Annotated in this window: 19 protein-coding genes and 2 riboswitches; of the genes, 11 read left to right on the top strand and 8 right to left on the bottom strand. The window is 71.7% G+C overall.

All coding sequences use genetic code 11. The features are described 5' to 3' along the window. Nucleotides 1–14: 14 nt before the first annotated feature. The 4 genes from RBR11_RS12175 to thiO all read right to left on the bottom strand — a co-directional run bounded on the left by RBR11_RS12175 (nt 15) and on the right by thiO (nt 3,672). Nucleotides 15–1,163: a ThiF family adenylyltransferase gene (locus RBR11_RS12175; RefSeq protein ID WP_373889795.1), complete on the bottom strand. Its 1,149-nt coding sequence runs from the start codon at nt 1,161–1,163 to the stop codon at nt 15–17. Nucleotides 1,164–1,303: 140 nt separating this feature from the next. Further along, the gene (locus tag RBR11_RS12180; RefSeq protein ID WP_308489616.1) at nt 1,304–2,134 is read right to left on the bottom strand and encodes a thiazole synthase; all 831 of its coding nucleotides are present in this window, start codon (nt 2,132–2,134) and stop codon (nt 1,304–1,306) included. A 3-nt stretch (nt 2,135–2,137) separates the two neighbouring features. After that, nucleotides 2,138–2,389 (bottom strand): sulfur carrier protein ThiS, encoded by a 252-nt coding sequence (gene thiS, locus RBR11_RS12185; RefSeq protein ID WP_308489617.1) that lies wholly within the window; start codon nt 2,387–2,389, stop codon nt 2,138–2,140. Beyond that, nucleotides 2,386–3,672 carry a glycine oxidase ThiO gene (thiO, locus tag RBR11_RS12190; protein WP_308489618.1) on the bottom strand — a complete coding sequence of 429 codons (1,287 nt, stop codon included), beginning with the start codon at nt 3,670–3,672 and terminating at the stop codon, nt 2,386–2,388. Before thiO ends, thiS begins: the two co-directional genes overlap by 4 nt. Continuing rightward, a riboswitch (TPP riboswitch) is annotated at nt 3,665–3,764 on the bottom strand. It overlaps the preceding gene by 8 nt. A 12-nt stretch (nt 3,765–3,776) precedes the next feature. On the opposite strand from thiO, the gene thiE reads away from it, so the two are divergent. The 3 genes from thiE to RBR11_RS12205 all read left to right on the top strand — a co-directional run bounded on the left by thiE (nt 3,777) and on the right by RBR11_RS12205 (nt 6,598). Next, on the top strand, nt 3,777–4,481 hold the full coding sequence (thiE, locus tag RBR11_RS12195) for a thiamine phosphate synthase (protein WP_308489619.1): 705 nt from the start codon (nt 3,777–3,779) through the stop codon (nt 4,479–4,481). A 149-nt stretch (nt 4,482–4,630) separates the two neighbouring features. Then, complete coding sequence (locus RBR11_RS12200; protein ID WP_308489620.1) at nt 4,631–5,359, top strand: DUF6882 domain-containing protein; 729 nt, start codon at nt 4,631–4,633, stop codon at nt 5,357–5,359. Between the two features lie 33 nt (nt 5,360–5,392). Beyond that, nucleotides 5,393–6,598: a HupE/UreJ family protein gene (locus tag RBR11_RS12205; RefSeq protein ID WP_308489621.1), complete on the top strand. Its 1,206-nt coding sequence runs from the start codon at nt 5,393–5,395 to the stop codon at nt 6,596–6,598. Between the two features lie 19 nt (nt 6,599–6,617). Here RBR11_RS12205 and RBR11_RS12210 read toward each other — a convergent pair whose 3' ends face one another. Further along, nucleotides 6,618–7,499 (bottom strand): bifunctional methylenetetrahydrofolate dehydrogenase/methenyltetrahydrofolate cyclohydrolase, encoded by an 882-nt coding sequence (locus tag RBR11_RS12210; RefSeq protein WP_308489622.1) that lies wholly within the window; start codon nt 7,497–7,499, stop codon nt 6,618–6,620. A 154-nt stretch (nt 7,500–7,653) separates the two neighbouring features. After that, nucleotides 7,654–8,928 (bottom strand): serine hydroxymethyltransferase, encoded by a 1,275-nt coding sequence (glyA, locus tag RBR11_RS12215; RefSeq protein WP_308489623.1) that lies wholly within the window; start codon nt 8,926–8,928, stop codon nt 7,654–7,656. A 39-nt stretch (nt 8,929–8,967) separates the two neighbouring features. Further along, nucleotides 8,968–9,050, bottom strand: a riboswitch (ZMP/ZTP riboswitch). Between the two features lie 239 nt (nt 9,051–9,289). Between glyA and RBR11_RS12220 the strand changes: the two genes are divergently transcribed. After that, the gene (locus RBR11_RS12220; RefSeq protein ID WP_308489624.1) at nt 9,290–10,804 is read left to right on the top strand and encodes an APC family permease; all 1,515 of its coding nucleotides are present in this window, start codon (nt 9,290–9,292) and stop codon (nt 10,802–10,804) included. 92 nt (nt 10,805–10,896) lie between these two features. On the opposite strand, the gene RBR11_RS12225 is transcribed toward RBR11_RS12220, so the two are convergent. Beyond that, on the bottom strand, nt 10,897–11,427 hold the full coding sequence (locus RBR11_RS12225; RefSeq protein WP_308489625.1) for a VOC family protein: 531 nt from the start codon (nt 11,425–11,427) through the stop codon (nt 10,897–10,899). Between the two features lie 159 nt (nt 11,428–11,586). Here RBR11_RS12225 and RBR11_RS12230 point away from each other — a divergent pair, with 159 nt between their 5' ends. The 4 genes from RBR11_RS12230 to RBR11_RS12245 are packed head-to-tail and all read left to right on the top strand — an operon-like array spanning nt 11,587 to nt 17,822. After that, entirely contained in the window at nt 11,587–13,764 is a 2,178-nt protein-coding gene (locus RBR11_RS12230) for an alpha-ketoacid dehydrogenase subunit alpha/beta (RefSeq protein WP_308489626.1), read from the top strand. A gap of 1 nt (nt 13,765) precedes the next feature. Next, entirely contained in the window at nt 13,766–15,073 is a 1,308-nt protein-coding gene (locus tag RBR11_RS12235; protein ID WP_308489627.1) for a dihydrolipoamide acetyltransferase family protein, read from the top strand. Nucleotides 15,074–15,111: 38 nt separating this feature from the next. Continuing rightward, nucleotides 15,112–16,491, top strand: coding sequence for an aldehyde dehydrogenase family protein (locus tag RBR11_RS12240; protein WP_308489628.1), 1,380 nt, complete (start codon nt 15,112–15,114; stop codon nt 16,489–16,491). Beyond that, nucleotides 16,491–17,822 carry an amidohydrolase family protein gene (locus RBR11_RS12245; protein WP_308489629.1) on the top strand — a complete coding sequence of 444 codons (1,332 nt, stop codon included), beginning with the start codon at nt 16,491–16,493 and terminating at the stop codon, nt 17,820–17,822. Before RBR11_RS12240 ends, RBR11_RS12245 begins: the two co-directional genes overlap by 1 nt. A 68-nt stretch (nt 17,823–17,890) precedes the next feature. On the opposite strand, the gene RBR11_RS12250 is transcribed toward RBR11_RS12245, so the two are convergent. Continuing rightward, nucleotides 17,891–19,528 (bottom strand): amidohydrolase, encoded by a 1,638-nt coding sequence (locus tag RBR11_RS12250; protein WP_308489630.1) that lies wholly within the window; start codon nt 19,526–19,528, stop codon nt 17,891–17,893. A 199-nt stretch (nt 19,529–19,727) separates the two neighbouring features. Between RBR11_RS12250 and RBR11_RS12255 the strand changes: the two genes are divergently transcribed. From RBR11_RS12255 to RBR11_RS12265, 3 genes are all read left to right on the top strand, one after another. Next, nucleotides 19,728–20,687 (top strand): ABC transporter permease, encoded by a 960-nt coding sequence (locus RBR11_RS12255; RefSeq protein WP_308489631.1) that lies wholly within the window; start codon nt 19,728–19,730, stop codon nt 20,685–20,687. After that, entirely contained in the window at nt 20,687–21,574 is an 888-nt protein-coding gene (locus RBR11_RS12260) for an ABC transporter permease (protein WP_308489632.1), read from the top strand. The genes RBR11_RS12255 and RBR11_RS12260 overlap by 1 nt, the downstream gene beginning before the upstream one ends. Before the next feature lie 75 nt (nt 21,575–21,649). Further along, nucleotides 21,650–22,660 (top strand): LacI family DNA-binding transcriptional regulator, encoded by a 1,011-nt coding sequence (locus tag RBR11_RS12265; protein ID WP_308489633.1) that lies wholly within the window; start codon nt 21,650–21,652, stop codon nt 22,658–22,660. Nucleotides 22,661–22,704: the final 44 nt, after the last annotated feature.

Here is a 22,704-nt window from a genome sequence, read left to right on the forward strand (position 1 = left end):
GCGGCCGGCCAGCCTCAGTGGGCCGTCCAGGCGTCGACGCCGCCCACGAGGTTGCGCAGCGGGGTTCCCGACGGCGCCGTGGCGGCGAGGGCGTCGATCGCGCGGGCGGAGCGGATCCCGACCTGGCAGGTCACGACGATGTCGCGGCCGTCGGTCGCGGCGTCGCCGAGCTCCGCGGCGATCGCGGGCCAGCCCTCGGCGAGGATCCGGTCCAGAGGCACATGCCGGGACCCGGGGATCGCGGACACCGCGCGCTCGGCGGCGGTGCGCACGTCCACGACGACGAGCCCGCTCTGATCCGACGCGAGCCGCGCCGCGACCTCGCCGACGGAGATGTCGTCGGCCCGGCCCGCCGGGGCGACCGCCCGGCACACCGCGGCGACCTCCTCGAGGGACGTCACCGGCGGCCGATCCGGATCCGCCGCGAAGCGCAGCTCGCCCCAGCGGGCGGCGAGCGCGTCGTACCGGGCGAGCCGGCCGAGCAGCGGTTCGCCGATCCCGCAGATGAGCTTCAGCGCCTCGGCGGCCATCGCCGATCCGACCGCGCCGCAGAGCACCCCGAACACGCCGCCCGTCGCGCAGTCCTCGATCGAATCGGCGTCGGGGATGTCCGGGAACAGATCGCGCAGCATCGGCCCGCGCCCGGGCCAGAACACGCTGAGCTGGCCGTCGAACCGGTGGATGCTGCCCCAGATCAGGGGCGTCCCGGTGAGCTCGGCGGCGTCGTTGGAGAGGTAGCGCGTGGCGAAGTTGTCGCTGCCGTCCAGCACGAGGTCGTGCGCGGAGAACAGCTCGAGCGCGTTGCCGGGGTGCAGCCGCTCGACGAGGGCGGTGACCTGCACCGCGCCGTCCCGCAGTCCGACGGCGTCGCGCGCGGATTCGGCCTTGGGCCGGCCGACATCCCCCTCGGTGTGCAGCACCTGACGCTGCAGGTTGGTGCGCTCGACCCGGTCGTCGTCGATCACGGTGATCCGGCCGACACCGGCCGCGGCGAGGTACTGGATCGCCGGGGCGCCCAGTCCGCCGGCCCCGATCACGAGCACCCGCGCGTGCGCGAGCCGGCGCTGCCCCTCGACCCCCACACCGGGCAGAGTCAGGTGCCGGGCGAACCGGGCGGCGCGCTCGGGCTCCAGCTCCGGCCCCGGCTCGACGAGCGGCGGCAGGCCGACGAGCCGCGGCCGGCCCGTGCGCGATGACGGACCCGGAGCCCGCCCGACGAGCGGCGGCCGGCCCGTGCGCGATGACGGACCCGGAGCCCGCCCGACGAGCGGCGAGAGCCCGCCCCCGAGACCAGGCGCACCGCTCACAGATCCGCCTCGGAGGGCCGCGCCGCGATCCGCCCGTCCATCGCCGACGACGCGAGCGCGAGCGGCCGCTTCGGGATCCGCCCCGCCGCGCGCGCGAGCCGCCCGGCGATCACCGCACCGCGCATCGCGGTCGCCATCGCCACCGGGTCGTGCGCACGGGTGACGGCGCTCGCGAGCAGCACCGCGTCGACACCGAGCTCCATCGCGCGCGCGGCGTCCGAGGCCGTCCCGACGCCGGCGTCGAGCACGATCGGGACCGCGGCGCGGGCGACGATCGTCTCGATGTTGTGTGGATTGAGGATCCCCAGTCCGCTCCCGATCGGGGATCCGGCGGGCATCACGGCCGCGACGCCGACGTCCTCGAGCCGACGGGCGAGAGCCGGGTCGTCGTTCGTGTACGCGAAGACGCGGAAGCCGTCAGCCGTGAGCTCCTCGGCGGCGCGGAACAGCTCGACCGGATCAGGCAGCAGCGTCTCCTCGTCGGCGATCACCTCGAGCTTGACCCAGTCCGTCTCGAGCGCGTCGCGGGCCAGCTGTGCGGTGAGCACGGCGTCGCGCGCCGTGTAGCACCCGGCCGTGTTCGGCAGCGCCCGCACGCCGAGCCGCTCGAGCATCGCGAAGACGGAGTCGCGCCCCTCGGGCGAGAACCGGCGGATCGCGACGGTCGTGATCTCGGTTCCCGAGGCGACGAGCGCGTCCTCGAGCAGGGTGAGGCTGCTCGCGCCGCCCGTGCCCATGATGAGGCGGGAGCCGAAGCTCTCGCCCGCGACGAGGAAGGGGTCGGCCGCGGGCCGGAGGGCGGTTGTCCCGCCGGTGATCGTGGTCATGCGTCAGCCTCCCTGCACCGCGGTGACGACCTCGATCTCGTCCCCCGCGGCGAGCGCGCGGGCGGACCAGCGGCTGCGCGGGACGACGGTCCCGTCGACCGCGGCGGCGACGCCGAGGCGCCCGCCGTCGGCGCGGGATCCGTCCGGCCGCAGCGCATGACCGGTGAGGCGCACGACGAGGTCGAGCAGGGTCGCGCCCGACGCGACGGCGTGCTCGTCGCCGTTCACGCGGACGGTGAGGGTGTCGGTCATCATCGGCCTTCCTGGAGGGTGAGGAGAAGGGGCGCCGCTTCGACGGCGGGCGGATCGGCCGTCAGCGCGGGCGGAACCGGATCGGCCGTCAGCGCGGGCGGATCGGCCGTCAGCGCGGACGGCGCCGGTGCGGCCACGTCGCGAGCGGGCACTGTCGGCGACGCCGCGTCGGGTGCGGAGGCGAACGCCGGGAGCGGCCCGAACCGGAACGGATCCACCGCCGCGGCACGAGCGGGATCCACCGGGATCCCCTCGACGAGATCCGCGCCGACCTCTGCGGCGAGCGGGGTGAGCAGCACCCCGTGCCGGTCGTACCCGGTCGAGACCACGAGGCCGGGCTCGACGACGCCGAGCAGCGGTGCCGCGTCGGGGCTGCCGGGGCGCGGGCGGGCGAGCATCTCGACGATCTCGCACTCGTCGATGCCGGGCAGGATCCGCTCCGCGTCGCGCAGCAGGGCGAGGACGCCCCCGGCCTGCACGCCGGCGACGCCGCCCTCGCGGACCGTCGCCCCGAGGACGACGGTGCCGTCCTCGCGCGGGACGAGGTAGACGGCGCGTCCGTGCACGAGCGCACGGATCGTACGGGTGAGCAGCGGCCGCAGCGCGGCGGGCACGCGCAGCCGCAGGATGTCGCCCCACACCGGCCGCAGCGGCAGCACCGGAACCCCGGCGATGCCGGAGGTGGCGAGCCCGGCGGCGGCCACGACGACATCCGCCGCCACGCGCTCGCCCGAGGCCAGCCGCACGCCGGAGACGCGGCCTGCGTCGCGCAGCACCTCCGCGACCCGTTCCCGACGCACCCGCTCCCCGAGCAGCTCGAGCAGCGCGGCGGTGACCTGGCGCGGGTCGATCTGGTGGTCGTCGGCGACGAGCACGGCGGCGCTGACCGCGGGAGCGAGCGCGGGCTCGAGCTCACGGGCGCGGGATCCGGTCACGCGCCCGGCCGACGGGCCCTGCAGCGCGGCGAGCTGCGCAAGGGTCTCACGATCCGCCGCGTCCACGGCGACGGACAGGGTCTCGGTCACGCGATGGCCGACAGCGCGGCCGGCGTCGGCCTCCAGCCGCGCGACGAAATCCGGGTAGCGCGCGGCGGAGTCCGCCATGAGCGGGTGCAGGGCGTCCTGGGCCCAGGCGATCTCGGTCACGGCGGCGAGCATCCCGGCCGCCGCGAGGCTCGCCCCGGACGCGGGCGCCGGGTCGAAGACGACCACCTCGTGCCCGCGCCGATCCAGCTCGACGGCGGTGGCCAGGCCGATGATCCCGGCGCCGGCGACGGCGATGCGCATGCGTGCCCCTTCCTACGACGGCATGACCCGTTTCAGGTTCGGCGGTCGGCACAAGGCCCTCTCAGCCCTCTTGGGCTCCCGCGGACCCCTCTACCCTAGGGCTTATGCCCGCACCGCTGAACCCCTTCCCGACACGAACCGACTCGGAAGCCGCGCCCGCCGCCCTGGGTGCCCGGCGCAGGGAGCTCCTCGCCGACGCCCGGCTGTACCTGTGCACGACCGCGCGCACGGCCACCGGCGATCTGGAGGAGTTCCTCGATGCGGCCTACGCGGGTGGCGTCGACATCGTGCAGCTGCGCGACAAGGGGCTCGAGGCGCGGGCCGAGATCGAGGCGCTGGAGATCCTCGCCGCCGTCGCCCGACGCCACGGCAAGCTCTTCTCCGTGAACGACCGCGCCGACGTCGCGGCCCTCGTCGGTGCGGACGTGTTCCACGTCGGCCAGGGCGACCTCACCACCGCCCAGGCCCGCCGGCTGCTCGGCGACGACGTGATCCTCGGCCGTTCCACGCACTCCGCGGGGCAGGCCGCCGAGGCGGACGCCGACCCCGGCCTGGACTACTTCTGCGTCGGCCCGGTCTGGGAGACCCCGACCAAGCCGGGCCGCGCCGCGGTCGGCCTCGACCCGCTGCGAGCGGTCGCCGCGACCGGCACCGCCAAGCCGTGGTTCGCGATCGGCGGCGTCGCGGCGGGCGCCCGGCTGGACGAGGTGCGGTCTGCGGGTGCGACCCGGGTGGTCGTCGTCCGCGCGATCACCGAGGCGGAGGATCCCCGGTCCGCCGCCGTGGCCCTCCGCGCCCAGCTCGGCTGAGGGATCCCCTCCCGCCGCCGAGCCCCCGTTTCGGGGAGCGATGTTCGTCGTCGAAACGCCATCCGCACAGCGAACATCGCTCCTCGAAACGCCGAGAGACGACGCGCCCCGAGTGGCGCATTCATAGCCCGGGACGGCAGGATGAAAACATGACGTTCCCCGCCCTCGCGCCCCTCGCCGACCGCGCGGCCCTGTTCGCCGCCCTCCGTCAGGACCAGCTGGTCGCCGCGACCGCCGCCCTGGGCGAGCACCGCTGGGATGCGGATCTGGCCGCCGGGACGCTCACCTTCACCTCCGAGACGGACCCTTCCCGCCAGCTCGTCGCCCGTGCCTCGCTCGTCGCGACCATCGCGCCCGGACCGCGCTCGCTGATGTGGGCGTGGGCGCACCCGCAGGGCGGCGCCGACCCGTCGATCGCCGCGCTGCGCGACTACGGCACGACCTACGCCCTGACCGAGCTGGCGCAGCCCGAGCTGCCGTTCCCGGCCGAGGCCGACGCGGATGTCGACGCCTGGATCGCCGCAGCCGCGCACCAGATCGGCGCGATCGCGGAGGAGATCACCGGCCGTTCCCCGTACTACTCCGCGCCGGTCGGCAGCGGCACCCGCGCGGTGTTCCTGCTCGACGCCCCGCTCGCGCCGCTCACGGTGGCCGACGCGGTGACCGCCCTCCCCCGGATCCTCTCCGAGCTCACCCTCTCCGACCCGCGCTCCTCGGTGTGGGACCTCGCCCGGCTCGCGGGCTGGAGCATGCAGTGGACGGACGAGGCGTACTCCGGCGCGGTCGTGGGCGATGCCAGCGGCAGCGCGACGTTCCACTTCGACGAGTACGCCCGGATCTCGGGCGTCGAGTCGCAGCTGGGCGCCCCCCGGGCCTGACCCGCGCTCGACCGAGCCCTTTCCGGACCCCCGATGCGCGCCGCCCCGCGCCTCGGCGTCGTCCTGGCCCTCGTCGCGGCCGCTCTGCTGCTCGTCGCAGCCCCCGCCGACGCGCACGTGACCACGGTTGCCTACGCCGATCTCACGGCGGCGAACCCGACCGACGTGCGCGTCGAGTTCGACCTGCAGTACGAGCTGCTCAGCGCCTCCGCCGCGAAGGCGCAGAACGATCCGTCGCTCTTCGAACAGGCTGTCGGGGATCCGCAGCCGGGCGCCGAGAACCAGGTCCTCGCCGATCACGCCGCCGCGATCCTCGCGTACACGACCGCCCGGTTCACGGTCTCCGCCGAGGACGGCACCCCCTGCCGGCCGCAGCCCGACGGGCCCGCCGGCTTCCACAACCGCGACGCGACCGACTACGCGCGCTTCGCGGTCCGCTACGTCTGCGGATCCGCGCACGGCGGGGCGTACCTGGTGCGCAGTGCGCTGTTCCCGGACTCCGAGGGCCAGGTGAAGGACACGAAGACGATCGTGACCTACACCCTCGACGGGCGCAGAGGCAGCGCCGCCCTGGACGCCGCGCATCCGCAGTTCTCCACCGCGCAGCCGTGGACGGACCGGTTCGCCGAGTTCTTCCTGCTCGGCGCGGAGCACCTGCTCACCGGGCTCGACCACATCCTGTTCCTCGTCGCGCTCATCGTCGGTTCGCGCCGGCTCCGCGACGTCGTGTTCGCCGCGACCGCCTTCACGGTCGCGCACTCGGTGACGTTCCTGCTCGCCGCACTCGGCCTCGTGCACGTGCCGTCGCGGGTCGTCGAGCCGGCGATCGCCCTGTCGATCGCCGCCGTCGCCGGCTGGTTCCTGTGGACCGCCCGCCGGCGGACGCCCACGCAGGTGCTGGATCCGACGAGGCCGGCGGGTCCGCGGATCCCCTCCCGGGCGGCGACGGCCGTGCGACTGGGGATCGTGTTCTCGTTCGGGCTCGTGCACGGGCTCGGCTTCGCGAGCGCCCTGAACATCCAGGAGCCGTGGTCGTGGACCCTGCTCTGGTCGCTGCTCGTGTTCAATCTCGGGATCGAGGCGGTGCAGCTCGCGATCATCGCGATCCTGTTCCCGCCGCTCTCTCTGCTGCGCCGGCGGGCGCCGCGCACGGCGACGGTGCTCAGCGTGATCGTCGCCGCGGTCGTGCTGGTGTTCGGCCTGGTCTGGCTCGTGCAGCGCGCTCTCGGCCTCGGCTGAGCGGAGACCTGCCGCGGCCTCAGCCCGCGAGCCGCTCCGCCGCCTCGACGACGTTCGTCATCAGCAGTGCGACCGTCATCGGGCCGACACCGCCGGGGTTCGGCGAGATCCAGCCGGCGACCTCGGCGACGTCGGGGTGCACGTCGCCGTAGACCTTGGACTTGCCCGTCTCCCGGTCGTCCTCGCGAGTCACACCCACGTCGAGCACGGCGGCGCCGGGCTTCACGTCCTCGGCGCGGATGAGGTGCTTCACACCCGCGCCGGCGACGATGACGTCGGCCTCGCGCAGGTAGGGCGCCATGTCCGGCGTGCCGGTGTGCACCTGGGTGACCGTGGCGTTGATGTCGCGGCGGGTGAGCAGCAGCCCCATCGGGCGGCCGATGGTGACGCCGCGGCCGACGACGACCACGTGCTTGCCCTTGAGGTCGTAGTCGTTGCGCAGCAGCAACTCGATCACGCCGCGCGGCGTGCACGGCAGCGGGGTGCGGATCGGCGCGTTCACATTCAGCACGAGCCGGCCGAGGTTGGTCGGGTGCAGGCCGTCGGCGTCCTTGGCGGGGTCGATCCGCTCCAGGATCGCGTCCGTGTCGAGGTGCTTCGGCAGCGGCAGCTGGACGATGTAGCCGTGGCAGGACGGATCCGCGTTCAGCTCGTCGATGAGCGCCTCGACCTCGGCCTGGGTGGCGTCGGCGGGCAGCTCGCGCTGGATGGAGTTCATCCCGATCGCCTCGGACTGCTTGTGCTTCATGCCCACGTACAGCTGCGAGGCGGGGTCGGCGCCGACGAGCACCGTGGCGATGCCGGGGACGATGCCCTTCTCCCGCAGCGCGGCGACCCGCTCGGCGAGCTCGGCCTTGATCGCGGCGGACGCCGCCTTGCCGTCAAGAATCTTCGCGGTCATGTCGCTTCCTTTCATGCCTACGTGTTTTCGCTCCACCGACCCGCGAGAAACCACTATGGGCATGAGAAACCGCGTGTGGGGTGGTGTCTCATGCGGGAAGTGGTTTCTCGCGGATCAGGATCCGGATCCGCGCGCGGACCGGGATCCGCCGGGCCTACTGCTGCAGGTCGGGGTACAGCGGGAAGGCTCCGGCGAGCGCGTCGACGCGGGCGCGCAGGGCCTCGACGTCGGCGTTCGGCTGCAGCGCGAGCGCGATCACGTCGGCGACCTCGGTGAACTCGGCATCGCCGAAGCCGCGGGTCGCGAGCGCCGGCGTGCCGATGCGCAGGCCCGAGGTGACCATCGGCGGGCGCGGGTCGTTCGGGACCGCGTTGCGGTTCACGGTGATGTGGATGTCGTGCAGGAGGTCCTCGGCCTGCTTGCCGTCGATCTCGGCGTCGCGCAGGTCGACGAGCACGAGGTGCACGTCGGTGCCGCCCGAGCGGACGGCGATGCCGGCGGCCGCCACGTCGGGCTGCAGGAGGCGGTCGGCGATGATCGCGGCGCCGCGGAGCACGCGCTCCTGGCGCTCCTTGAACTCCGGGGTTCCGGCGATCTTGAACGCGGTCGCCTTGGCGGCGATCACGTGCATGAGCGGTCCGCCCTGCTGGCCCGGGAAGACAGCGGAGTTGATCTTCTTCGCGATCTCGGCGTCGTTCGTGAGGATGAAGCCCGAGCGGGGGCCGCCGATGGTCTTGTGCACCGTGGAGGAGACGACGTGCGCGTGCGGCACCGGGTTCGGGTGCAGGCCCGCGGCGACGAGGCCGGCGAAGTGCGCCATGTCGACCCAGAGGAGGGCGCCGACCTCGTCGGCGATCTCACGGAACGCGGCGAAGTCGAGGGTGCGCGGGTAGGCCGACCAGCCGGCGATGATGACCTTCGGCTTGTGCTCGATGGCGAGGCGGCGGACCTCGTCCATGTCGATGGTCGACGTCTCCGGGTTCACGCCGTAGGCGACGATGTCGTAGAGACGGCCGGAGAAGTTGATCTTCATGCCGTGCGTGAGGTGGCCGCCCTGGTCGAGGGAGAGGCCGAGCAGGGTGTCGCCGGGACGGGCGATCGCGTGCAGCACGGCGGCGTTCGCGGTCGCGCCGGAGTGCGGCTGGACGTTCGCGAACTCGGCGCCGAACAGCTCCTTGGCGCGGGCGATCGCGAGCTCCTCGGCGACGTCGACCTCCTCGCAGCCGCCGTAGTAGCGGCGGCCCGGGTAGCCCTCGGCGTACTTGTTGGTCAGCACCGAGCCCTGCGACTGCAGGACCGAGACCGGCACGAAGTTCTCCGAGGCGATCATCTCGAGGAACGTCTGCTGGCGCTTCAGCTCACGGTCGAGGACCTGGGCGATCTCCGGGTCGACCTCGGCGAGCGGGGCGTTGAAAAAGCGGTCGGTCAAAGCGTCCTCCTGCATTGGGGGGTGTGTACGGATGGCTGATGCATCGGCCCAGGCGCGCGGTCGAATCCGTATCGGTCGCTCCCCGGTGGTGACCCACCCAGACGCCAGTCGCGACATCCAAGAGCCTACCGGATCGCGAGGAGGATCCGGTGGGTGTGTCCGGAGGTGACGACCGGATCCGCCCGCAAGGATCCCGGCCCGTCGGAAGGGGCGAACAGTTGCGCTCCTAAATCATTCGGTACTATATGTTTTATTGGTGGTCGCACCGGATGCGGTCGAAGAGGCACCCCGGACTCCAGGTCCGCACGCCGCTTCCGTGCACCCTTCCCCCGACAGCGCAACGACGCGCGAAAGGAAGACGATGTCCCGCAACTCCGAGAAGCAGACCGTCCTGGAGGACGGCGAGCACCTCAGCGTCCTCGGCTATGAGGACCACTTCAACCGGTCGATGAGCTTCTGGGCCAACTTCGCCCTGGGCTTCACCTACCTCTCCCCGCTCGTCGGCGTCTACTCGCTGTTCGCCACGGCCCTGGCCGTCGGCGGACCGCCGTCGATCTTCTGGATCTTCATCGTCGGCGCGGGGCAGCTGCTCGTCTCGCTCGTGTTCGGCGAGGTCGTCTCGCAGTACCCGATCCATGGCGGCATCTATCCGTGGGCGCGGCGCCTCTGGGGCCGCCGATACGCCTGGATGGCGGCCTGGGTGTACATCTGGGCGATGATCGTGACGATCACTGCGGTCGCGGAGTACGGATCCGGCTTCCTGGCCAGCCTGTTCGGCATCGAGGTCACCCCGCTGTCGACGCTGCTGCTCACCCTCGTCCTGCTGCTCGTCGCACTGCTGCTGAACTTCTCCGGCACGAAGACGATGGCGCGGGTCGCTCAGATCGGTCTCGCCGCCGAACTCCTGGGCGTCATCGGCGTCGGGCTCTATCTGCTGATCTTCCAGCGCAAGCAGCCGTTCAGCGTGTTCTTCGACACGATGGGGGTGCAGGGCGACGGCGGCTACGCGACGGCGTTCTTCGGCGCGGCCCTGGCCGGCCTGTTCCTGTTCTACGGCTTCGAGGCGTGCGGCGACGTCGCCGAGGAGGTCGAGCGCCCGGCGCACCGGATCCCGCGTGCGATGATCCTGACGATCCTCGTCGGCGGCGTCTCTGCACTGTTCTCGTTCGGCGGCTACGTGCTCGCGGCTCCGGATCTGTCCGCGATCGTCGCCGGCAAGGACGCCGACCCGATCCCGCACATCCTCGAACTGACGCTCGGACCGATCGGCGCGAAGGTGTTCCTCGTCGTCGCCGTGACGGCGTTCCTGTCCTGCGTGCTCAGTCTGCAGGCCGCGGCCAGCCGGCTGCTGTACTCGTTCGCCCGGGACGGGATGCTGCCCGGCCACCGCTGGCTGTCGAAGGTGACACCGCGCACGAAGGTGCCGGCGAACGCGCTCGTCGTGGCCTGCACGGTGCCGGTGCTGCTCGCGCTGCTGATCTTCGTGAACGAGGATCTGCTCAACTCGGTCACGGCGTTCGCGGTGCTCGGGATCTACGTCGCGTTCCAGATGGTGGTGCTCGCCGCCCTCCGTCAGCGGATCAAGGGCTGGCGGCCGGCCGGACCGTTCTCGCTCGGCCGCTGGGGCATCGTCGTGAACGCCCTCGCGCTCGCCTACGGCCTGTTCGCGATGTACCTGCTCGCGAAGCCCGGATCCTCCGGCAACCCGTTCACCGACGGGATCGTCCTCATCGGCCTCGGGATCGTGCTCGTCACGGGCCTGCTCTACCTCTTCCTCGCCCGCCCCGACCGCAAGTCCACCGCCGCCGCGGGAGATGCCATCGCGGTCGCCGAGGAGATCCGCGCCCGGACCGGATCGGTGCGCACGCTGTCCTGACCGCGCGCAGGGCCGGGCGCAGGAGGATCCTGCGCCCGGGCCAGCGCGGGAAACTCTCCGATCGCTCGGCGCTCTGGGCCGCCGCGAGTCCGTCAGCGCTCGGGGTGTCCCGGATGCCAGAGCAGCGGTCCGCCCCCGCCCTCGTACGCCTTGCCCTGCGGGAAGCTGACCAGTTCGAACTGCAGACCCCACGGGCTGCGGAAGTAGATCCACCGCTGCCCCTCGGCGGACTGCTTGCTCGCGGTCGGCTCGCCCATCACCTCGACGTCGTGCGCGCGCAGGTGCGCGACGGCCGCGTCCAGGTCGTCGACGTAGAAGGCGATGTGGTAGCCGCCGATGTCGCTGTTGCGCGGCTGCGGGTTCTGCCCATCGGCGGACTCGTACAGGAACACCTCGAAGTTGGCGCCGTTGCCGAGCCGGTAGAAGCGGATCTCGCGGATCACGGTGTCGGGATGCACGCCGAGGTGCGTGCGCATCCAGTCGTCGTCGGCCTGCTTGGCGCCGAGCGTGTAGATCGGCTCGAAGCCGATCACGTCGACGAGGAAGGCGTGTGCCGCGTCGAGATCGGGCACCGTGAACCCGATGTGGTCGGTGCCGCGCAGGCCGGGGATGCCTCGACTCATGTTTCTGTCTTCCGTCCTTGATTGGATCCGAACAGCTTCTTCCGTCACGTAGATCCTCCTCCAACGTCATGCAAACGGTTGTATTGGATCCAATCTTCCCGTATCTTCGGAGCGCAGGGAACGACACCCGGGACGATCCGGGAAGAGAGGTGGCATGCGATGCCGGCGAAGAAGCGGCTGGAGACGGGAGTCGACTGGATCGAGCTCTCGACCACCGACGAGGACTGGGCCGCGGCCGATCCCGCCCTGCTGGGATCCATGCTCGGTCAGCTGCACCTGATCCGCGCCTTCGAGGAGACCGTGCTCGAGCTGGCCGGCGACGGGCTCGTGCACGGGCCCGCGCACTCCAGCATCGGACAGGAGGGCGGCGCGGTCGGCTCGATCATCGGCCTGCGCTCCGCCGACGGCGTGAACGGCTCGCATCGCGGACACCACCAGTTCCTCGCCAAGGCGCTGACGCACGTCACCGGCGGAGTGATCGACCCCGCCGCGCCGATCGACGCGGCGGTGCAGGAGGTGCTCGACCGCACGCTCGCCGAGATCCTCGGCCTCGCCCCGGGCTACTGCCGCGGACGCGGCGGCTCGATGCACCTGCAGTGGTTCGAGGCCGGCGCCCTCGGCACCAACGCGATCGTCGGCGGCGGCGCCCCGATGGCGACCGGCAACGCGTGGGCGCAGAAGCGCAGCGGCACCACCGACCTGACGATCAACTACTTCGGCGACGGCGCGGCGCAGATCGGATCCGTCCTGGAGTCGATGAACCTCGCCGCCGCCTGGCGACTGCCGGTCTGCTTCTTCGTCGAGAACAACCTCTACGCGGTCTCCACCCGCGCCGACGAGGCCACCGCCGACACCCGGTTCTCGGTGCGCGGTCAGGGCTTCGGGATCCCGTCGTGGCGCGTCGACGGCATGGACCCGCTCGCGGTGCACCTCGCCATGCAGGAGGTCGCCGCGCACCTGCGTTCCGGCGCCGGTCCCGCGGTCGTCGAGGCCGAGGTCTACCGCTTCTTCCACCAGAACGGCTCGTACCCGGGCAGTGCGTTCGGCTACCGCAGCAAGGAGGAGGAGGCGCAGTGGCGAGCCCGCGATCCGCTCGACCTCGTCGCGAGCCGGATGATCGCCCGGGGCCTCATCACCGAGGGCGAGGTCGCCCGGCTCCGCGAGGCCGCGCAGGCCGCGATGGCCCGCGCGGCCGACGCCCTGCTCGAGGAGGACCCCGAGCACGCCGGCCGACGCCGCATCCGTCCCGAGCTGTGGCCCGACCCCGGCTTCGTGAACGTCGGCGTCCGCGGCGACGCGTCCGAGCTGGAGGGGCTCCCCCGGCTCGACCCCGGCGCCGGGACGCGGCCGGTGAAGTTCGTCGACGCGGTCGCGCAGGTGATGGACCGGCGGATGACCGAGGATCCGCGCATCGTCGTGATGGGCGAGGACGTGCACCACCTCAGCGGCGGCACCAACGGGGCGACGAAGAACCTCGTGAAGCACCACGGCGAGGGCCGGGTGCTGGGCACGCCGATCAGCGAGAACGCGTTCACGGGTCTCGCCGGGGGCATGGCGCTGGACGGGCGCTTCCGTCCCGTCGTCGAGTTCATGTACCCCGACTTCGTCTGGGTGGCCGCGGATCAGGTCTTCAACCAGATCGGCAAGGCCCGCCACATGTTCGGCGGAGACAACCCCGTGCCGCTCGTGCTGCGCACGAAGGTCGCGATGGGATCCGGCTACGGATCGCAGCACCTGATGGATCCGGCGGGCATCTTCGCGACGCACCCGGGATGGCGGATCGTGGCCCCGTCGAACGCGACCGACTACGTCGGGCTGATGAACGCAGCGCTCGCGCTGGAGGACCCGGTGCTGGTGATCGAGCACGTCGACCTGTACAGCCGCGCCGACGAGGTGCCGGCCGGGGATCTCGACTACGTGCTCCCGCCCGGCCGGGCCGCGGTGGTGCGCGCCGGCGCCGACGTCACCGTGCTCAGCTACCTGTCCATGGTGGAGCAGTCCCGCACGGCGATCGAGCGCACAGGCATCGACGCCGAGCTCGTCGACCTGCGCTGGCTCGACCGCGCGTCGATCGACTGGGACACCATCGGCGAGAGCATCCGCAAGACCAACGCCGTGCTCATCGTGGAACAGGGCGCGCGCGGCACCTCGTACGGGGCCTGGCTGGCCGACGAGATCCAGCGCCGCTTCTTCGACTGGCTCGATCAGCCGGTCGCCCGCGTCACCGGCGGCGAGGCCTCGCCGTCCATCTCGCGCGTGCTGGAACAGGCCGCGATCGCCGGCGTCGACGACATCGCGGCCGGCCTCGAGGCCGTGCGCACCGGATTCGGAGGCTGACATGGTGGAGCTGATCCGCATGCCCGAGGTCCTGGCGGGCGCCCGCGAGGCCGCCGTGCAGTCCTGGCTGGTGGCGCACGGCGATCACGTCGCGATCGGCCAGCCGCTGGCCGAGCTCGAGACCGACAAGGCCGTGGTCGAATACCTCTCCGAGCAGGACGGCGTGATCGGCCGGCTGCTGCTCGACGAGGGCGGCAGTGCCACGGTCGGCGACCCGATCGTGGCTCTGCTCTCCGACGGCGAGGGCGACGCGGATATCGACTCCGCTCTCGCGACCGCCGGGTTCGCGCCGGTCGCGGACGGGCGGACCCCCGGCGCCGACCCGACCGCGGCGAGCGCCGCCACCCCGACCGGTGCCGATGCCGAGCGCGGGACACCCCCCGACCCCGACCCGGCATCGGCACCCCGGCGCCTGTTCGCGAGCCCCCTCGTCCGCCGGCTCGCGGCCGAGCACGGGGTGGATCCCGCGGACATCGCCGGATCCGGTCCGCACAGCCGCGTCGTGCGCCGCGATCTGGAGCGTCACCTCGCCGCTCGGCAGGTGACAGCAGCCGCCGCGCCCGCACGCCCCGAGGCCGCCGCGCCCATGCGCCCCGAGGCCGCTCCCGCCGTCCCGGCGACCGACGCCGGTTTCGTCGACGTCCCGGTGGATCGGATGCGCGCCGCGATCGCCCGCCGGCTCACCGAGAGCAAGAGCACCGTGCCCCACTTCTACCTCGTCGCGGACTGCCGCGTCGACGAGCTGCTCCGCCTGCGCACGAGGATCAACGAGCTCTCCGAGCGGCGCGTCTCGATCAACGACCTCGTGGTGAAGGCCCTCGCCGGCGCGCTGCGCGAGGTCCCCGAGGCGAATGCGGTGTGGCGGGGCGACAGCATCCGTCGTTTCGCGGCCGTCGACATCGCCGTCGCCGTCTCGATCGAGGGCGGACTGACCACCCCGGTGATCCGCGATGTCGCCGGCAAGGCCCTCGCCGCCGTCAGCGCCGAGATCGCCGACGCGGCGGAGCGGGCGCGCGCGGGACGACTCCGTCAGCACGAGCTCGAGGGAGGCAGCTTCTCCGTGTCGAACCTCGGCATGTACGGCACGGCGGAGTTCAGCGCGATCCTCAATCCGCCGCACGCCGGCATCCTCGCCGTCGGCGCGGTGCGGCGCGTGCCCGTGGTCGGCGACGATGACACCCTCGGGGTCGGCTCGGTGATGACCGTCACGCTCTCGGCCGACCACCGGGTGCTCGACGGCGCCCTCGCCGCCCGGCTGCTCGCCGCGTTCCAGCACCGCATCGAGAATCCCCTCTCGACCCTGCTCTGAGCCCTGCGCTCACCATCCATCCGACCCCGAGGAGCGACGTGTCCCGCATCCGCAGCATCGACCCCACCACCGGATCCGTGATCGAGGAGTTCGACGAGGATTCCCCCGAGGTCGTCGACCAGCGCCTCGCCGCGGCGGCCACCGCGCAGCGGATGCTTGCCGCGGCCGGGTTCGCACGCCGCGCGGAGTGGATGCGGGCGGCGGCCGACCTCCTCGAGGCCGAGACCGACGAGGTCGCGGGCATGATCACCGCCGAGATGGGCAAGCCGATCGCGCAGTCCCGCGCGGAGGTGTCGAAGTCGGCCGCGACGATGCGGTTCTACGCCGACAACGCCGAGTCTTTCCTCACCGGGACCGCACTCGCGGAGCCGGACCGCGTCGGAGCCTCGGCCGCCCGCACGCGCTTCGACCCCCTGGGCGTGATCCTCGCGGTCATGCCGTGGAACTACCCGATCTGGCAGGTCGCCCGTTTCGCCGCCCCGGCGCTGATGGCCGGAAACGCGGGTGTCCTGAAGCACGCGTCCAACGTGCCGCGCGCGGCCCTCTACCTCGGCGAGCTGTTCACGCGCGCCGGGTTCCCCGCGGGCGCCTTCGCGACGCTGCTGATCGGATCGGCCAGGGTCGAGGGCGTGATCCGCGACCGGCGCGTCGCCGCCGTGACGCTGACCGGATCGGAGGGCGCAGGCCGCTCGATCGCCGCGGCCGCGGGCGATGCGCTGAAGAAGAGCGTGCTCGAACTCGGCGGATCGGATCCGTTCATCGTGATGCCGTCCGCCGATCTGGACGCGGCGGTCGAGACGGCCGTGCGCGCACGGGTCACGAACAACGGCCAGGCCTGCATCAACGCGAAGCGATTCATCGTGCACGCAGACGTCTACGACGCGTTCGCGGCGCGCTTCACCGAGCGCATGGCCGCCCTGACGATCGGCGACCCCGCACGGGAGAGCACCGATCTCGGCCCGCTCGCCTCCGAACGGGGCCGGGAGGACGTCGAGGAGCTCGTCGACGACGCGCGCTCCCGCGGCGCCCGGATCCTCACCGGCGGCTCCCGGCAGGACGGAGACGGCTGGTTCTACCGCCCGACGGTCGTGGCCGAACTGACCCCGGACATGCGGCTGTGGTCGGAGGAGGCGTTCGGCCCGGTCGCCTCGCTGTACCGCGCCGAGTCGCTCGATGACGCCCTGCGGATCGCGAACGACAACGACTTCGGCCTGGGTTCGGCGTTCTGGAGCACCGACGACACGGAGATCGACCACGCGGTCGCCGCCCTCGAGGCGGGGGCGGTGTTCGTGAACGGCATGACCGTCTCCTATCCGGATCTTCCCTTCGGCGGTGTCAAGCGCTCGGGCTACGGCCGCGAGCTCTCCGCCGAGGGCATCCGCGAGTTCTGCAACCTGAAAACGGTCTGGGTCGCCTGATGGGGGCGATCCTGATCCGCGGCGCCACGGTGCTCACCGGCGACGCATCGATGCCGGTGCGTCGCCACCACGACGTGCTGATCGACGGGAACAGGATCGCCGCCGTCGGCGCGGGGTTCGCCGCACCCACCGGCGCCGAGGTGATCGACGGGACCGGCGCCCTCGTGATGCCTGGTCTCATCGACACGCACAACCACGCCTGGCAGTACGCGGCGCGGGGCATCGGCATGCGATTGTGGGGGCACCGGATCTATCAGGAGCGCATCGCGTCCCTGCGGGAGCGCTACGCCCCGCAGGACGTCTACGAGAGCATCCACGCCGCGGGGCTCGACATGATCGAGCGGGGCATCACCGGCAGCCTCGACTTCTTCCATGCCGCGGTCACCGAGGAGCACGGGTTCTCCGCTCTGCAGGCGCACGAGGCGACGGGCCAGCGGGTGCTGCTCGCCTACGGCATGGGCCTCGGCTACCCGTTCCACGGCCAGAAGCACTTCGCCCCGCCCGTCGACGAGCGGCTCGCCCGCGTCGCGCGCCTGCGCGCTCGTGCCACGGGCGCACGCGTCGAGGTCGGCATCGGCGCCTCCGGCGTGGCCACGAGCGACGACTTCTGGACGGAGCTCGATTTCGCCCGGTCGATCGGCGCCCGCACGAGCATGCACCAGAACGGCGCCAGGGAGATCGCCCGGATCGGCGAGCGCGGCGCGCTGGGCCCGGATTTCGTGCCGGTGCACTGCAACGCCCTCTCCGACCGGGAGCTGGATCTGCTCGCCGAGGCGGACGTGCCGATCTCGGTCACCCCGGAGTGCGAGTGCTCGGTGGGCCGCTCGCTCACCGTGATCGGCCGCGCGTTCCGCCACGGTGTGCGGATCTCCTTCGGCATCGACACCGCCGGCAGCGCCCACATCGACCTCCTGCAGCAGCTGCGGATCGGCTACCGCCTGATGCAGTACCTCGACGCCGGGGCGGCCCGAGACGGCGCCCGCCTGCCGATCTTCGACGACACCGACCCGCCGTCGGCGGGACCGGACGACTTCCTGCGCGCCGCCACGGCGAACGCCGCCCACGCGCTCGGCCGCGCGGACCTCGGCCGCATCGAGGCGGGCTGCCTCGCGGACGTGGTGCTGGTGCGACCGACCGACCGCGACGCGGCGGAGACGGATCCGGTGGGTCACCTGGTGCTCGTCGGCGCCGAGAGGCGGGAGATCGACACGGTGATCATCGACGGCGTCGTGCGCAAGCGCGACGGTGTGCTCGTGGGCGTGGCCGACGCCGCCGAGCGGGCCGCGCGTCTGAGCGCCACCCGGTCGAGGATCCTCGCCGCAGGCGACTGAGGGCTGTCGTCGCAGATGACGAAGGAGGGAGGGGAGCGCGCTCCCCTCCCTCCTTCGTCATCCGTCGCTCAGGACTGGCGGGCGACGGTGCCGTCGTCGTGCACGACGTCGCCGTCGAGCAGTGTCAACCGCGACGCGAGGTGCGGGATCTCGTCGACCGGGATGGTGAAGAAGTCGTCCGTGAGCACCGCGATGTCGGCCGCGAACCCGGGCACGAGCTGCCCGCGCTCCTCCTCCTCGAACGTGAACCACGCCCCGCCCTGGGTGTAGCCGCGCAGCGCCCGCTCGCGGCTGAGCAGGTGCTCGTCGGCGAGGGTGCGGTTGCCCTGGATCGTGCGGCCGGTGAGGAACCAGTGCAGGCTCACCCACGGGTTGTACGACGCGACGCGCATCGCGTCGGAGCCGAGGCCGATCTGCACCCCGGCGTCCCACATCAGGTTCAGCTCGGGCGCGTGCGCGACGCGCTCGGCGCCCCAGACCGCGATGGCCTCCTCGCCGTTGAGGCGCAGCAGGCTCTGGAACAGTGCCCCCGCGCCGAGGCGCTTGAGCCGCTCCGCATCGCCCGCGCCCAGCAGTTCGCCGTGCACGAAGCCCCAGCGCAGATCGGTGATCGGGAACTCCTCGTTGATCTCCTCCCAGGCCGTCATCACCTTGTCCATGAACTCGCGCTGGTGGGCGTGCACCTGCACCGGCCAGCCGTGCTTGGCCGCCTCGCGCATCACGGCCTTGTTCTCGGCCATCGCCTCGTCCGAGTAGTCCGCGGGGTCGGCGATCCGATCGTGCGAGCGGTACATGATGATCTCGCCGATCCCCGAGAACCGCAGCATGTCGTCGCCGAACCCGGGGCTGTCGAAGCGGTAATAGCCGGAGAAGTCCTCGTCCTCCATGCCCGGGCGGGTGGCGTGCTTGAACAGCCGCACCTTCGTCTTCAGACCGCCGTCGAAGTTCGCCTTGGCGATCGCCCGGTAGGCCTCGGGACCGGTGGACAGGCCGCCGCCGTCGATCGCGCCGGTCATGCCGAGCCGCGCGAACTCCTTCGACAGCGAGACGGTGCCCGCCGCCTGCTCGTCCACCGTCGGCATCGGCAGCTGCCGGTAGAACCAGGTCATCAGCGGCCCGCCGCCGGCACGTCCGGTCAGCGCCCCCGACTCGTCCCGCTGGAACCCCTGCGGGAACTGCGAGTCCCGCACGCGGTCCTCGGCGCCGTCGCCGTGCAGACCGACCTCGGTCATCCCGCGCGAGTTCAGCACGACGTAGGTGTACTGCATCTGCACGTACACCGGATGGTTCGGCGCCGCGGCGTCGAGCTCCTCCCGCGTCGGCCCGCGCTTCTCCGAGAACTGCTTCTCGTCCCAGCCTCCGATCACGCGGATCCAGCGACCCTCCGGGACGTCCTCGGCGCGTGCGGCGAGCGAGGCGAGAGCGTCGGCCAGCGAGTACATGTCCTCCCAGCGCACCTCGTCGTCCCACGTGCGTCCGGCGCGAACGAAGTGCACGTGCGAGTCGATCAGACCGGGGACCGCCAGCTTGCCGTCGAGGTCGTAGACGACCGTCGCAGGGCCCGCCGCCGGCAGATCGGCCTCGGCGCCGATCGCCACGACCTTCCCCCCGCGGACGGCGAGCGCCTCCACGAACTCGGGCGCCGTCCCGTCCTTGGCCAGGGTCGCGATGCGACCGTTCCGCAGGATCAGATCCGGTGTGCTCATCAGGTTCCCTTTCTGCGCAATCGTGTGCGTCATCACACCGACTGCATGTCGTCACTGACCTATGTGTCCGACGTGACCCCTTGTGTAGACTGGTTCTCACGGGATACTCGGCGAACTTCTGACATCGTAGCCAGAATTGCACACGTTTGCATCTAGAATCTCAACCAACGACAACGCAGTCTTCATGGAGGGAGAACCGATGGCGCGGTATCTGCTGATGCGCTTCGGTCAGGCACTGATCACTCTCGTGCTCGCCGTGGTGGTGATCTTCATCGGCGTGCGCATGCTCCCCGGAGACGCCGCAGACGTCCTGGTCTCCCAGGACACGTCCGGACGGCTCGACGTGAATCAGGTACGTGAGGCGCTGGGCCTCAACGCGCCGCTGCCGGTGCAGTTCGTCCGCTATGTCGGCGGTCTGCTGCACGGCAACTGGGGGATGTCGATCTCCACCGGCCAGCCGGTCACCGTCGCCATCGGCCAGACGCTCCCCCTGACCCTGCAGCTCACCTTCATGGCCCTTTTCGTGGCCACGATCTGCGGCATCCTGTTCGGCATCGTCGCCTCCCTGCGCAAGGGCCGCATCGAGGAGTGGGCGACGAACGGCGTCGCCCTGTTCTTCCTCTCGGTCCCGAGCTTCTGGCTCGGCATGATCCTCATCCTGGTCTTCGCCGTCACCCTGCACTGGCTGCCTGCCTCCGGCTTCACCCCCTTCTTCACCGATCCGGTCAAGAACCTCGTCGGCATGATCATGCCGGTGTTCGTGCTCAGCACCGGCCTGTCCGCGGTCACCATGCGCCAGACCAGGGCCGGCATGCTCGAGACGCTCGGCTCCGACTTCATCCGCAGCGCCCGGGCGCACGGCCTGCCCCGTCACCAGGTGATCTGGGGCCACGCCGTGCGCAACAGCGTCATCGCGGTCGTGACGATCGTGAACCTGCAGCTCGGCTTCCTCATCGCCGGCGCCGTCGTCACCGAGCAGGTGTTCGTGCTGCCCGGTTTCGGCAAGCTCATGCTCGGCGCGATCGCGAGCCGCGACTACGCGGTCGTGCAGGGCGTCGTGATCGTGATCGCGCTGCTCTACGTGACCATCAACCTCCTCACCGACGTCGTCTACACCCTGATCGATCCGCGCGTGCGCATCTCCGGAAGGAAGCACTGATGACCACCATGACCGTCCTGGTGCGACGCATGCGCACGAGCGACCGCCGTGTCCTCACCGTGATCGGCGACGTGTTCGCGAGCCCCGGCGGCGTCGTCGGCGTCACCTTCGTCGTCGTGATGCTGCTCGCCGGGATCATCGGCCCGATGCTCACCCCGTTCTCACCCACCGCCCCCGACGTGCTGCACACGAGCCAGTCGCCCAGCGAGCTGCACTGGCTGGGCACCGACTCGCTGGGCCGCGACGTGCTCTCCCGCACTCTCAGCGGCATCGCCGTCTCGCTGCGGATCGGCGTCTTCTCGGTGCTGATCGCCGCGTGCATCGGCATCCCGCTCGGACTGCTCGCCGGCTACTACCGCCCCGTGCAGGTGGTCATGGCACGCGTCGTCGAGGTCCTCATGGTGTTCCCCGGCCTGGTGCTCGCTCTCGGCCTCGCAGCGATCCTCGGGGGCGGGTCGGAGCGCAACCTGACGATCGCGCTCATCGTGTCGACCCTCGTGCCGTTCATCCAGGTGACCCGTGCCGAGGTCATGCGCATGCGCAATCTCGAGTTCGTCGAGGCCGCGCAGACCACCGGCGCCTCGGGCGCGCGCATCCTCGGCCTGCACCTGTTCCCGAACGCGATCAGCGCGATCCTCGTCCAGCTCACCGTGCACGTGCCCTCCGCCGTGTTGGGCGAGGCCGCGCTGTCCTTCCTCGGCCTGGGCGTGCAGCCCCCGCAGCCGTCACTCGGCATCATGCTGTCCGAGGCGCAGGCGGAGCTCATCCGCGGCGGATGGTGGATGGCACTGTTCCCGGGTCTGGCGATCCTGGCGATCACGATCGGCTTCAACCTGTTCGGCGACGCCCTGCGCGATGCCATGGATCCGAAGTCCCGGCGGGTCTGATCATGCGGACGACCGGAAGATGCGCCGAGTGTGTAAGTTGGCGCCAACGAAATCTGCAACTGCGAGGGGGACACGATGGGGCGCAAGGCGACATTGCGTGATGTGGCGACGCTCGCCGGCGTCCATTACGGGACGGCGTCGCGTGCTCTGCGTGAGGACACCGCCCACCTGGTCAGCCCGGAGACGGTCGAGCGCGTGCGCTCCGCCGCGACCAAGCTGCGCTACACGCCCGACCTGATCGCGCAGAGCCTGCGCACCAACCGCACCTCGACCGTCGGCGTCGTCGTGCCCGACATCGCCAATCCGATCGCGGCCGCGCTCACCCGCGGTGTGCAGGACGTCCTGCGCGGTGCCGGCTACGTGGGCCTCGTCGTCAGCACCGACGCCAATCAGGCCCACGAGCGCTCCGAGATCGCTGCGCTGGTGTCCCGCCAGGTCGACGGGCTCATCGTCGCGAGCACCAAGACGCCGTCGCTGTACTCCGAGATCGCCGCGTCCGGCACGCCGGTCGTGCTGGCGAACCGCCGGGTCGAGACGGATCTTCCGACGGTCACGGCATCGGTCGGCGATGGCATCGAGCAGGCGATCGACCACCTCCTCTCCCTCGGGCACCGCGAGATCGCCTACATCGGCGCGGCCGGCGACGCGAACACCGGCCTCGACCGTCACGTCGCGTTCGAGCGGGTCATGCGCGCCCGCGGCCTCGACTCCTCGGACCGCGCCGTGCGTCTGTCCCCCGGATACGGTCAGCACGACGGCGCCGAGCTCTTCGAGCGGCTGCTCGAGGAGGGCGGGCGGCCGACCGCGGTGATCGCGGGCAACGACATGATGGCCGTGGGCGTGCTCTCCGTGCTGCGCCGCATGGACATGAGCTGCCCCGAGGACGTCAGCATCATCGGCTGCAACGACCTGCCGTTCATGGAGTTCCTCAACCCGCCGCTCACCACGATCCACGTCCCGCACGCGGAGATCGGCAGCGCCGCGGCCGAGGCGCTGCTGGCCATCCTGCGCGGTGAGGATCCGGAATCCACCGAGCTGCCGGTCGAGTTCGTCACCCGCGCGTCGACCGCTCCGCCGTCGCACTGACGCCGTCGCACTGACGCCCGGCCATGCCGCGCGGCGCGACGAGA

This window comes from Microbacterium capsulatum (genome assembly GCF_030865425.1).
Taxonomy (GTDB): domain Bacteria; phylum Actinomycetota; class Actinomycetes; order Actinomycetales; family Microbacteriaceae; genus Microbacterium; species Microbacterium capsulatum.